This window comes from Pseudomonas sp. LBUM1640, assembly GCF_059716225.1.
In genome coordinates this window covers 4477225-4490253 of the sequence record NZ_CP166816.1, presented here as the reverse complement: position 1 = coordinate 4490253, position 13029 = coordinate 4477225, and the positions used below count along the sequence as shown (strand labels likewise).

The window sequence follows — 13029 nt, the reverse complement described above, 5'->3', positions numbered from 1 at the left end:
AGTGACTGCCATGTTCATCAATACCGCCCGTGTGGCCCTGCTGGCGCTTGCCGTCAGCACCGCGCAAAGCGCATACGCTGTGCAACAGGTTGACCTCAGCCCAGACCGCGTGCGCATCCATGTGCCGCGTAACGAAGCGGCCATCGCGCAGATCCCGCCGGGCTTCAAGTTCGCCCAGCCGGGCAAGTTCACCGTGGCCGTGTCTGGCGTGGCCGGGCCACCCTTGGCGCTGCTGGCCAATGACGACAAGACCACCATCGGCAGCGAGGCCGACACCGCGCAGCTGGTCGCCGACAGTCTCGGCCTGCAACTCAACGTGGTGCAGACCAGCTGGGAGGATTGGCCGCTCGGCGTCAGCTCGGGCAAATACGACGCGGTGATCAGCAATGTCACCGTGACCGAAGCGCGCAAGAAGCGCTTCGACTTCGCCACCTACCGCCAGGATGTGCTCGGCTTTTACGTCAAGAGCACTAGCAAGATCACCGAGATCAAACAAGCCTCCGACATTACCGGGCTGAAGATCATCGTCGGCTCCGGCACCAACCAGGAAAAAGTCCTGCTGGCGTGGAACGAAGCCAACGAAAAGGCCGGCATCAAGCCCGCGCTGTTGCAGTACTTCGACGACCAGGCCGCCGCGCAACTGGCGGTGCAGTCCGGGCGCAGCGATGCGCTGTTCGGGCCTAACTCGGTGTACGCCTATTCGGCCGCGATCACTGGCGGCATCAAGCGCGTCGGTACGGTCAATGGTGGCTGGCCGTTGAAAGCCGATATCGCCGTGACCACGCGCAAGGACAATGGCCTGGTCCAGCCGATCCACACCGCGCTGGAAGGCGCGATTGCCGGTGGCCAATACGAACAGGTGCTGCAGCGTTGGGGCCTGGATATCGAGCGCGTCGACACGTCGCTGATCAACCCACCGGGCCTGCCGGACTAGGAGTCGCGAACATGGGACTGACACGACGTGAAGCGCTGTCGAGCATCGCCGCAGTGGGCGGTGAGCAGGCAGTCAAGGACGCACTGGCGGTACTGGGCCTGGGGCCGTCGTCGCACCGACGCCCGCAACCGCTGACACTCAAGGCCGGTTTGGGGCAGGGCACTCGGGTGCTGGTGCTGGGCGCCGGCATTGCCGGGCTGGTCACCGCCCTGGAACTGACCCGCGCCGGGTTCGATGTGCACGTGCTGGAAGCCCGTGATCGGGTTGGCGGGCGCACCTGGACTCTGCGCAATGGCGACCGCGTGGATTACAAGGACGGCCGCACGCAAACCGTGGCATTTGATCAGGGCCTGTATTTCAACGCTGGCCCGGCCAGGATTCCCAGCCAGCACCGTACGATTCTCGATTACTGCAGCGAGCTGGGCGTGCCGCTGGAAGTGCTGGTCAACAGCAGCCATGGCGCCCAGGTACGCCCGGACCTGCAACAGCCGGCATTCACCGTCGGCCAGGCGATCAACGATGCGCGTGGGCACTTGTCCGGCTTGCTCGCCAAAGCCGTGCAGCGCGATGCGCTCGATGATGTGTTGAGCGGCGAAGAACGCACGCGCTTGCTGGCGTTCTTGCAGGTCTACGGCGATCTGTCGCAAGAACTGGCCTATGAGGGCAGCCTGCGTGCCGGTCATTTGGAGTCGCCCGCGCACCCCGGCGCATTGCCCGCCAGCCGCAGCCCGCTTGCGCTCGACCGCTTGCTGCATCCGCAGCTTTGGGGCGCATTGCTGCACACTGAATTCCCTGAGTTCTCGGCGACCATGTTCCAGCCGGTCGGCGGCATGGACCGCATCACCGACGCCTTCTACCGGCGCGTCAGCGATTACGTGCAACTGGGCGCGCAGGTTCGCCAGATCCGTCAGTTGGAAGACGGCGTCGCGGTGACTTACCACGACAAGCGCAGTGGCCGCGAACAGGTGGTGCGCGCCGATTACCTGGTGTCGACGTTGCCGCTGCCGCTGCTGGCCAAGCTCGACACCGACTTCAGCGACCCGATCAAGGCGGCCTTGCTCACCACGCGCAGCGACCAGGCAACCAAAGTGGCGTGGCAATCGCCGCGCTTCTGGGAAACCGACTACCGCACCTACGGCGGCCTCTCGTGGATCGAGCACCCGGCGCGGCTGCTCTGGTATCCCAGTAACGACCTCAACACCCGCGAAGGTTTGCTGGTGGCCGGTTATGTAACCGGGGAGGGCGCCGACGTGTTTGGCGCGCAACCGTTCGAGCAGCAGTACGCCACCTCCAAGGAAGCCGTGGAGCTGTTGCATCCGGGTTATGCCAAACACCTGCGCAACCCGCTGGCCGTGTCCTGGGAACAGATTCCCTACAGCGAAGGCCCGTGGCTGCAGCGCGAACACTTTCCGGCTGACGCAAGCAGCCTGCTCGAACAAGCCCATGGCCGGGTGTACTTCGCCGGCGATGGCCTGGTGCAGAGCGGCGTGGGTATCTGGCAGGAATCGGCGGCCAACTCGGCGCGGCACGTGGTCGCGCAATTGGCTGACCGTGTGACTCAACAAACACATCTTGCGGCAGTGGCCGTGTCTTAAGGAGCACCCTCATGAGCGACAGCATTCAACGTACCCGTGTCGGCGATTTCCCGATCTCGCAAACTGTCACCGTGCCGGCTTCGGCCAGCCTGATTTTCGTCAGTGGCACCTTGCCCGACCTGGCTGATGCGCGGGCGCTGGCAGGGACGCCGGCGGCATATGGCAATACCGAAGTGCAGACGGTGTCGGTGTTCACCAAACTGCGCAAGATTCTTCAACAGCAGGATCTGGATCTGGGCGATATCGTGCAGTTGCGGGTGTTTCTGGTCGGCGCCGAAGAGACCGGCGGTAAGTTGGATTTTGCCGGGTTGCAGCGGGGTTATACGCAGTTCTTTGGCACGCCTGAGCAGCCGAACAAACCGGCGCGTACCGCGTTGCAAGTGGTGGCCTTGCCGTTGCCGGGTGCGTTGGTTGAAGTTGAAGCCATCGCTGCCAGAACCGCCTGAGTCCTATGAGGACGATGTGTTTGTGCGCGACAAGGCCAGCAAGGTGTTTTTCGACCTGCAGCGTCAGCTTTCGGCCGCGGGAGGGGGGGATTTTTTGCTGGTTGGGGGGGAGTACATATCCGTTGCTGCGGTAACGGCTTCGTATGGTTCCGCTCTTACAGCGGGTCACTTTTGGCAAACGCCCCAAAAGTAACCAAAAGGTCTTTGCCCCACCACTCGGTGCCTCGCCTAGGCTCGGCATGCCCGCACTCCGGCCCGTTTCCGCGGGTCGCCGCGATGGGCCATCCCTGGCCCAGCGCGGCTAAACCGGCATCCCTGCCGGTTTACCCGCTCCACCGTGCCTACGTGCGGCCATCGTGGTTAACGGGGCCTGTCAGATCAAAATCAAGATCAAAAGCAGAGCACGGCGGCCTAGTAGCCGACCTGAGTGGTTGAAGCAAAAGCAGGGCAAAAACAGGGCAGAAGCAGAGCTGTTTTTCTGTGGGAGCTGGCTTGCCTGCGATGCAGACACCTCGGTACATCAGGCATACCCAGTTGATACCATCGCAGGCAAGCCAGCTCCCACATTTGACCGAGTACACACACATCTACCTGATGTACTGAGCTCAAAATGTGGGAGCGGGCTTGCTCGCGAATGCGGTGTGTCAGTTACAAATAAGCTGACTGACACACCGCATTCGCGAGCAAGCCCGCTCCCACAATAAGCCGAGAACAGCTTCAGTAAACAGGTCGGCTGTAAGGCCGCCTCGCTTTCGCTTTTGATCTAACCACTCAGGTCGGCTACTAGGCCGCCGTGCTCTTGCTTTTGATCTTGATTTTGATCTTAGGCGCCCCGTCAACCACGCTGGCCGAACGCAGGCTTTGGAGCGGGGGTAAACCGGCAGGACGCCGGTTTAGCCGCGCTGGGCCAAGGATGGCCCATCGCGGCGGCCCCCGCTCCAAAGCCTGCGTGAGGGCACACCGAGCCGGAGGCGAGGTGCCGAGTGGTGGGGCAAGAGCCTTTTGGTTACTTTTGGGCTCTTTTCAAAAGTGACCCGCCGTAAGGGCGGAACCAATACCCGCCCTAACCCAAACAACGGATATGTACTCACCCCCCCTGACCCCCCAACTGCAACGCCTGCTGCTTCAACTGGCGCTTACGCTCAAACGGCAACTTCTCATCATCCCCATACGGCGCGCTGTACCAGTTGCCATAACTCGGATTAGGCAGCAAAAACCAACGTTGCCCCAGCCAACTCACATAGGGCGCAACCGCCTTACGCTGGTCTGCGAGTGTGTTGTGTTCGGCCTGTACGAAATCCCCCAGCGAATCGCCCGCCATCAACAATACGCGGGCGTGGCTGGCGACCCATTGGCGGCGGCAGTTCTTGCCGTAGCCGGCGCTTTCGCAATGGCCGGTAGGCGTGCTGGCAGCGAGCACCTGCTCGTCGCTTTCAACCGGGAAACCGCGCAGTCGCAGGTTGGCAACGGTGGCCGCGACCTGGCTGTGTTCACGGTTTGTGAGGTAGTAAACCTTGATGCCTTTTTGCTGCGCGGCCTGCAGGAACGCGACTGCGCCGGGCAGGGCTTGGGCCTTGGCCTGGTCAACCCAGGTGTTCCAGCGGTCGTAGGAGTACACCTGGTTATTGATGATGTCGCGGGCATTGAGCGGCACGTTGTCGAGCAGGGTTTCGTCGATATCGACCACCACTGCCGGCGGCAGGCCGCTCAAGTTACGGGGCGGAAACGGCAGGGCGTCCCAGGTTGGGTCGGCCAAGGCGACGTCGAGCTGGCGGGTGGCGTTGGCGAACAGCTGGCGGTAAATCAACTCGTGTTCGATGGAGGTTTGGGTCCAGAGCACAGCGTCGAGTTGGTCGTTGGCCGGTGGGCTTTGCTGGCAGCCTGCGAGGGCGGTGGTCAGCAGGCAGACGCCGGCGAAGAACAGATTACGCATGGGGCAAGTCTCGAAGAGGGTGGGCGCGTGGTCAGCACAGTAGCCGAATCGCCCACACAATCAAGGCTTACACACCAACGCCTGGCGCTCATAGTTCAATGCCTTGTTCTGCGGCGCCAATGCATAGGTCGCGCTGCATTGCTGATCGCCCCACTTGATAACCAATGTGCCCTGATCCTCCTCCACCAACGCCAGCGCATTACCATTCGGGTCCGCAATCGCCAGCTGCTTGCCAGCCGAGTCTTCCAGCGAAGCCCCGAACGACAGCGGCTTATGCTGCGCATCAAACAACTCAAATAACACCCGCCGCCCGGTGGTGCCGCTGTAGTGCGCCACCACGATTGCGCCACGACGCGGCACTACTTGCTGGGTGGCGTTGGTGATTTCCACATCGCCGCCCAGGTCGCGGGTGTCCAGGCTCACCCAGTTCACTCGGTAGGGTTGGGCGTTGGGGATCACCGCGTAGCCGTTGTGGCCGGTCTCGACGCCACTGTAGCTGCTGATTTTCGCCCCCGAGATGCCCGGCACCTCAGCCAGCGCGAAGGTCTCGCTGACGGTCTGCCCCAGGTTGATGCCGCCTGCGTGAGCGACTACGGAGCCGGCAAGGTTGAGGTTCTGCGAGTTGTAACCCTGGCCCTGGCTGTAACCCACGCTCACGTCCGCCACCGAGGTGCGGCTGTTGATATTCACCGAGCCGGAATCGCCGCTGGTGTCGCTGTGGCCGGCCTGCACCGAATAGAACGTGTCGCTGGTGTCGGCGACGTAGCCGTTGATGCCCGCCTGTGTGGTGGTGTCGCCGTGCTGCCGGCTGGTGGTGACAAATGCGCGTGGCGCACGCGCCTGGCCGCCCAACGGGAACGAGACGGACAGGTTCAACTGGGTGTCGCTGCTCGGCTGGCCCCAGGCAACGATTTGCTTGGTGCGCGTCACGCCGAGGTTGTAACTCAGGTCGCCCCAGTTGCTGGTGTAGCCGGCCGAAAAGCTCTGCGAGCCGCCACGGTTCCAGTAGCGCTGGTCGCTGGCGTTCACATACACGCTGCCGAATTCACTGTTGCGCCCGATGCTCTGGTTGATGGTCAGGTCGGTGCGGGTTTTCGAATGGCCGGTGCGCACGCGCACATCCTGGCTGTTGTCTTCTACGTGGTCGGTGAGGGTGCGGTAGCCCTCGGTGGAGTAGCGGTAGGCGGCCAGGGTGAAGTTGGTGTCGGTGCCGGTAAAGGTTTTTGCATACAGCGCACGCACGCTGCTGCCCTGGGTGGTTTTGCCCTGCGCCTTGCTGGATGAGTGGGTGGTATCCAACGAGAAGGCGCCGAACGAAGTGTTCTTGCCGGCGCCGACCGACAGCGCGTTGTAGTCCTCGCTGGCTTGCAGCCCGACAATCCCACTGAGGTTGCTGGTCAAGCCATACGCCAGGGTGGCGCTGAGAAAACGCGGGGTCGCCAGGCCCTCGGCATTGCTCTTGAACGTACCCGCCGAGACGCTGTACTTCACTTGGCCTTCACGCACCATGATCGGCAGGCTGGAAAACGCCTGCGTCGTCACCCGGCGCGTGCCGTCGGCTTCGATCACGGTGATTTGCAGGTCGCCGTTGGAGCCACTGGGGTAAATATCATTGATCTCGAACGGCCCCGGCGCGACGTTGGCGGTGTAGAGGATGTAGTCGTTCTGGCGGATTTCCACGGTCGCGTTGGTCTGCGCCACGCCACGAATCACCGGGGCATAACCGCGTTCGCTGTCGGCGCGCATGCCGTCATCGGAGGCCAGTTTGAGGCCGCGATACCGCACGCTGTCGAACAGGTCGGTGTCAGAGAAAATCTCACCGGCGCTGAACTGGCCCTTGATCGCAGTCACGTCGTGTTGCAGGTAAGTGCGGTTGCTGGTGAAGGTGTTCGAGCGCCCGGTGCCGCCGCTCAGGTTCGACTCGTTGCGCAGGCGCCAGGCGCCCAGGTTGATGCCGTTGCGCAGGCCCAGGTTATTCGAGATGCGCGCCTTATAGTCGCCAGCGGTGCGGCTGCTGTTGAGCTGGTAGTTGATGAACGCGGCGGGCACGCCTTCATCCCATAACTGCGGGTCGACGTAACCGCGCAGGCCGCGCTGCATGGCCACTTGCGGAATACTTGCGAGCAGGCGCAGGCGGCTGCTGTCGTAGCGCACGTTGGCGTCTTCGATCATGTCGGCGAGGGCGTAGCATTCCTGGGGTTGCTGCGGGTCGACTTTGCCCGCGGCCTGCAGGCGGTGCATGTCGATGCCCAATTGCTTGAGCAAATCGAGGGTCAGGCAGGCTTCAACCCGGTCGTTTTTCGGGTTGCGTTTGAAGTCGATATCGCGCCGGCCCACCAGCACTTCGTTGCTGTACAGGTCGACGCGGTAATTGCCCGGCAACACGCTGTTGGCCGAGAGCAACTGCTGCAGGTCGACGGGTGACTGCGAGCCTTGCAGGAACGTGGTGTTGAAGGTTTCCGCTGCCTCATCGGCCATAGCCCAGGCCGGCAGGCTGGCGGCAAGCGCAAGCGACAGCGTCTGCAACTTCAGTGCGCCACGCGCGGGCCTGTTACTGGAAAGAAAAGACATGCGAAGACCTGTGACATCCCTGGTTGGCGAACAGGCGGGCACGCAAACACGCACGCGACGTGAGCCTGTGGGTTAGAGAAAGTGCTTAGGGGTTGAGGCGTGATTCGGTCGCGTGCACAGCGACGCTCGACAGGGGCGCGGTGTAGTGGTTCTGCGCGCCGTAGTCATTGATGCTGGAAAACGACAGTTGCACCGCGCCGGCTGCTGGCGCCGCCTTGAGCGGGAACTGTTTTTCTTCGCCGGGCGCGATCATGGTCGAGTCGCTGGCCAGTTGCGCCTGCACCTTCACGTCGGCCATGGACACGTGGTACAGCGTCGGGTTTTTCACCCGCAACAGCGTTTGCGCGCCGTGTTTGACCAGCGTCCATTCGAGCTGCGCGGGGGCCTGCAACGCACTGCCGGTCAGGCCGGCAGGGCGGTAAAAAATCTTGATGCGTTGGCGGATGGCCAACTGCAAGGTGTTCTCGACCTCACTGGCCTTGGGGATTTCCTGCACGTTCAGCCACACCACCGACTCGCGGTCCGTGGGCATGCCAGTGCCTTCATACAAGATGCGCAGCAGTTGCTGTTCTTTGGCGAATACCCGCGCCAATGGCGGGGTGACGGCAAACGGCGCACGGCTGCCACTGGAATCGTTCATGTCGACCCATGACTGAATCAACACGTCCTGGTTACCGTTGCGCACGGTGATATTGGCTTCTTTGTGGTCGCCATCGAACACGATACGGGTGGCGTTCAATGAAATGCTGGCGGCGGCCTGGGTAGCCATAAGCATGCCCAGCAGCCCCAGGCATGCGGCGATAGAACGAGGCAGCATGAGGGTTATCCGGTGTTATCAAAAGAGAATGGCGAGGCCGCATGGCCTCGCGCGTTCGGTGCACGGGGCGCCGGGGTTACTCGTATTGCAGGATGAACGGCAGGGTGGCATCACCGCGACCTGCGGTGGACGCACCGGCGGCACCGGTGGTGACGTAGGCAGCCGCGAAGCTCAGGGTGGCGTCGCCGCCGGCAGAGCCGGTGCCATGCATGGTGCTTTCGATGCGCGCAGTGGCGGCCGAGCTGAGGTCGATCAGTGTGCCGTTGCTGTCGAGCAGGGCGATACCGACGTTTTTAGCCGAAGCGGAACCCGCGTTCAGGGCCAGTACGTTCTTGCCGGTCACCAGGCCCGAACCACCGTTGTTGGCGTCAAAGATCATGGCGACTTTGGTGCCCTGATTGCAGTTGACGTTCAAGTTGAAGTCTTTGGCGGTCACACGGCCGGCGGTTGGGTTTTCCGCGGTGCCCATGTCCTTGATCGAAACGTTGCCCATGTCCACCGAAATAGTGCGGTCGGAGTTGGCGCCGTCTACCGAGCAGGCGTCGTTGTTGATCACGCCGGTGAAGGTAATTTTACCGCTGCCGCCCAGAGTAGGCGTGGGGGCCGGGTCTACGGCGAATGCGCTACCGGAGGCGGCGATAATGGCCGAGGCGATAACAGCCAGGGAAAACTTCTTCATGATGATGTCCGTAAGTGTTAGTTGGAAAATGCGGTTGTTGAACTGCCAGGAAAGAGTAAGCGGCGAGACGCTGCGAGCGAATAAGACGATTCTTATAAGCCGCGCAAGAGATGGGTTAGTTGCACCGGAAGGCAGGTGGGAGGCCGGCAAATAAAGGGCCAAGCCATTGTCCAGGAATGGCTTGCGAGTGGTGCTTAGTTGAAGATGTTGCGCGCCAGGCAATAGGCGAGAAGGTCCTGGTCGCTGCTCACTTCAAGTTTGCGCATCGCCGATATCTTTTGCGCACTGATGGTCTTGGAACTGCGGTTCTGGCTGCGCGCAATATCACTCACGCTCATGCCGGAAATAAATAAGCGCAAGATCTCGAACTCTTTGGGCGACAAACTGGTAAAGCGCTCGTCGATGGCCGTGAGCGTCTCGATCACCGAGGTTTTGGGCGGTTCCAGGCTGCGATAGGCACTCTGTTGCGCAATCGCCTTGAGCGCCAGCTGGATCTCGGTGTGCAACTGGCTTTTCTGGATGATGCCGACCACACCCAGCTCCTGCAGGCGGGTGAGGATCAGGTGATTGGAAATCATCGTCAGGATCAGGATCTGTACCTGCGGAAAATGCCGTTTCAGGTACTCCACCAGCTTCAGGCCATCGCCATAGGGCGAGTCGCCCGGCATGTTGTAATCGGTGATCACAATGTCGGCGCCCTGACGCTGCAACAGCTCGATCAAGCCCGCCGAACACACCGCCTCGCCGACGACCTGGAAGCGCGTGTCACGCTCCACCAGTTCGCGTACCCCGAGCAGCACGATCGGGTGATCGTCCGCGATAACCACATTGAATTTTTTCATAAAGGGCCGTCCGTAGTGCCAGTTCAAGTGAGGGAAGTGTGCCCGGGCTGGAGAGTTTCCAGGACGGCCGACAGTCGCTGCATCACAGCCTTCACCCTGAGTTCAAGCGCGGTGTCGAGGCTGCCGCGGTTCAGTGCGCTTTCCAGTTCGATGCAGGCCTGGGCCAGGTTCAGCGCCTGCACGGCACCCAGCGCACCGGCGGCCGAATGCAGTATTTGGCCGAGGGTGCGTGCATCACGTTGCGCCAGGGCTGCGCCGATGCGCTGTAAGTCTTGCTGCACGCTGCTGATGAACAGCGGGCGCATCTTGTCCGACAGCTGCACGCGGTCGTCGAACGGCTCGGGCGGTGGTGCGACCGGTGGCTTGACTTTGCACAGCTTGACCAACTGCGCGCGCAAGGTTTGCAGGCTCAAGGGCTTGACGATCCAGGCATTCATGCCCACCGCCAGGCAGCGCACGCCTTCTTCGCGCATGGCGTTGGCGGTCACGCCGATAATCGGCAACTGCCGGTCATGCGCCCTGAGCGCCTTGGCCAGCTCATAGCCATTCATCACAGGCATGTTCACGTCGGTCAATACCAGGTCGAAGGCCTGCGGTTGCCACAGCTGTAACGCCTGTTCGCCGTTGGCGGCCAGGGTCACCGAGCAGCCGAGCGCCTCGAGCTGTTCTTTGATAATCGCCTGGTTGACCGGGTTGTCCTCGGCCACCAGGATGCGCAGCCCCAACTGCCCGGCGCTTTGTGGCTGGGCCGCCGGCGGTTGCTCATGTTTGCCGTGCTGGGCCAGCGACACGGTGGTGGCGATGGCACGCACGTCGTGCATATCCACGACCCAGCCCTGGCCCGTGTGCAGCGGCGGGCTGTGTGCGCTCGGCAAGCACAGCACGCGCTGGCCGGGCCAGGGGCGGGCGGGCTCGTTGGGCAACACGTCGACCAGCACCGCGTGGCGGCTGTCCTGCTCCGGGTTGGGGGCCGCCAGCGCTGCGCCAATGCCCAGGCGATTGAGCCAGTCACACACTGACTGCGCCAACTCGCGTACCGACGCCTGCACATACACGGGCGTGGGGCTGGGCTCAATCAGCGGCGGGTTGGTCAGCACGCCGCTGCACAGCGCCAGGCGCATCTTCAGGGTAAAGCTGCTGCCCAGGCCAGGTTCACTGACCACCTTGATCTCGCCGTCCATCATCTGCGCCAGCCAGCGGCAAATCGGCAGCCCCAGCCCGGCGCCGCCTTCGCCGGCGGTGTCGGGCGCCTGGTAAAACACATCGAACAGCTTGGCCTGCTGCGCCTCGGGAATGCCCACGCCGGAGTCGGTGACTTGCCACTCCAGGTTGACGTGCTCGGCATCGTGCGCCGTGACCCTGGCACGGATCACCACACGGCCGATATCGGTGAACTTCAGCGCGTTGCTCACCAGGTTATTGAGGATCTGGCGGATACGCATCGGGTCGCCCATCACACAGTCCGGCAACTGCGGATCGATGCAACTGTAGAGCTGCAAACCCTTGCGTTGGGCGAAGGCCGAGTAGGTGTGCAGGGTGTCTTCGAGCATGTCCAGCGGGCAGAATTCGACGGCTTCAATCGCCATTTGCCCGGACTCGATCTTCGACACGTCCAGCACATCGCTGATCAGTTGGAACAGCGTGGCAGAGGAACGCTGGATCGTGTGCAAGTATGTTTGCTGATGGGGGTCCAGGTCGGTCAGGCCGAGCAGCTCCAGAGTGCCGAGCACGCCATACAGCGGGGTGCGAATTTCATGACTCATGGTCGCCAGGAACAGCGTCTTGGCCTTGTTGGCGGCATCGGCGGCGCGGCGGGCGTCCTCCAAGGCCTGGGCGTCGTCGATATGCCGGGAGATGTCATTGAACGCGTACAGGCGTACGTCTTCAGCCTGATAACGGGTGGACACAAAGCCGACTTGCAAGTGCCGGCCTTCGATCTCCAGGTGCGTTTCACCACTCTCGGCGCTGTCGTGCACACCGGCCAGGGCGGCCACCAGGCGAGTGGTGCCCGGCCACTGTTGCGCGCGTTGGTTTTCGATCAAAACCTCGCCGTCGCTGCGCCGTACAACGCACAAGCCGGTGGGCGCAGTGTCGATGATCACGCGGCTGAAGGCCACGCTTTCGGCAATGCGCTCGTGGGCCAGGCGCGCGGGCGTGATCACTTGGCGCCGATACCAGCGGCTGCCGGCCCAGCCCAGGCTTATCAGGCTGGCGAGAAACAGCGCCAGGCTGCTCAGCGGCCATAAGGCCGAGTGGAAGAAGTGCGAGTAGGTCAAGCCATAGATCGCGCTCCAGGGCTGGTCACCGGCCTGGGTGATCTTGAATTCAAAGCCGTCGGCGTTGATGTGTATGCCATCGCTGAGCGTCGCTTGCGTCTCGGGCCCGATCAAACGGGTGCCGTCGGGGGCAATCAGGGTGAAGCGATCAAATGCCGAATGCTCCAGGGCGCGCTGTACGTCGTCGACCTGAGCCACGTCGAGCACGGTGCCGACCACCGCCTGGCCCTGGCCGGCGAGGGGCAGGCCAATGTAAGCCAACAGGTGGTCGGGGGCAGGGCCGGCTTGCCAGTACACGCGGTTCTGTTCCAGCGGTTGCGGCGTCTGCTCGAGGGTTTGTTGCACCGCATTGACCAGCGCCACCAGGTTGCCGGTTTCCTCGGTGCTCTCTCGACGCTGATAGCCCACCGACGGGACGGTGATGTTGTACGGCGTCTGGCGATTGAGCAGAAAGGTTTGCGGCGCCTCGTACGGCGATGAGGACCAGAAGGCGCTGTAGTAGCTGGTCAGGTGCGCGCCCAGGGCAAAGATCTGCGGCCTGGCGGCGGGGCTGACCTGCTGCTCATCGAACTTGACGCTGAACGGCACCGAAAACGAATACTTCTGGCCTTCGTACAGCGTGCGGTGGTTTTCGACCATGCGGCTTTTCAGGCTGACCTGGACGTTGGTGGCGCGCAGCAGTTCGGCCTGGATGCCCGGGTGAGTGAGGCTCTTGAGGTATGACTGCTGTTCCTCCAGGTTTTCCATCAGGCGCGCGAAATGAAAGCGGGTGGCGCCGTAGCGGGTTTCGACCCCGCGTTGCAGCGACCAGTAATTGGTCAGGACCAACAGCAACGCGATTCCGATCAACACCATCAGGCCTTTGTTCAGGCGCACGGAGCTGCGGGTAAAGGCTTCGAGGACCGCGTTGTTGTGCTTCATCAGGGGTTTCCGCAA

At 62.5% G+C, this 13029-nt stretch carries 9 protein-coding genes; 3 read left to right on the top strand and 6 right to left on the bottom strand.

Translation table 11 applies throughout. The annotated features are described in order from the left end of the window. The first annotated feature begins 10 nt into the window (after positions 1–10). From ACA065_RS19635 to ACA065_RS19625, 3 genes are read left to right on the top strand one after another with little or no spacing between them, the layout of a single operon-like run. Positions 11–934, top strand: coding sequence for an ABC transporter substrate-binding protein (locus ACA065_RS19635; RefSeq protein WP_497691133.1), 924 nt, complete (start codon positions 11–13; stop codon positions 932–934). An 11-nt stretch (positions 935–945) separates the two neighbouring features. Beyond that, positions 946–2529 carry a flavin monoamine oxidase family protein gene (locus ACA065_RS19630; RefSeq protein ID WP_497691132.1) on the top strand — a complete coding sequence of 528 codons (1584 nt, stop codon included), beginning with the start codon at positions 946–948 and terminating at the stop codon, positions 2527–2529. 11 nt (positions 2530–2540) lie between these two features. Further along, on the top strand, positions 2541–2975 hold the full coding sequence (locus tag ACA065_RS19625; RefSeq protein WP_497691131.1) for a RidA family protein: 435 nt from the start codon (positions 2541–2543) through the stop codon (positions 2973–2975). A gap of 1087 nt (positions 2976–4062) precedes the next feature. Here ACA065_RS19625 and ACA065_RS19620 read toward each other — a convergent pair. The 6 genes from ACA065_RS19620 to ACA065_RS19595 form a co-directional block, all read right to left on the bottom strand. Next, the gene (locus tag ACA065_RS19620) at positions 4063–4908 is read right to left on the bottom strand and encodes an HAD family acid phosphatase (RefSeq protein ID WP_497691130.1); all 846 of its coding nucleotides are present in this window, start codon (positions 4906–4908) and stop codon (positions 4063–4065) included. Positions 4909–4968: 60 nt separating this feature from the next. Further along, on the bottom strand, positions 4969–7479 hold the full coding sequence (locus ACA065_RS19615; protein WP_497691129.1) for a fimbria/pilus outer membrane usher protein: 2511 nt from the start codon (positions 7477–7479) through the stop codon (positions 4969–4971). An 85-nt stretch (positions 7480–7564) separates the two neighbouring features. After that, on the bottom strand, positions 7565–8296 hold the full coding sequence (locus ACA065_RS19610; protein ID WP_497691128.1) for a fimbrial biogenesis chaperone: 732 nt from the start codon (positions 8294–8296) through the stop codon (positions 7565–7567). Positions 8297–8372: 76 nt separating this feature from the next. Then, complete coding sequence (locus ACA065_RS19605; RefSeq protein WP_497691127.1) at positions 8373–8975, bottom strand: fimbrial protein; 603 nt, start codon at positions 8973–8975, stop codon at positions 8373–8375. A 194-nt stretch (positions 8976–9169) separates the two neighbouring features. Continuing rightward, positions 9170–9817: a response regulator gene (locus tag ACA065_RS19600; protein WP_053257033.1), complete on the bottom strand. Its 648-nt coding sequence runs from the start codon at positions 9815–9817 to the stop codon at positions 9170–9172. Positions 9818–9840: 23 nt separating this feature from the next. Beyond that, entirely contained in the window at positions 9841–13014 is a 3174-nt protein-coding gene (locus tag ACA065_RS19595; protein WP_497691126.1) for a hybrid sensor histidine kinase/response regulator, read from the bottom strand. Positions 13015–13029: the final 15 nt, after the last annotated feature.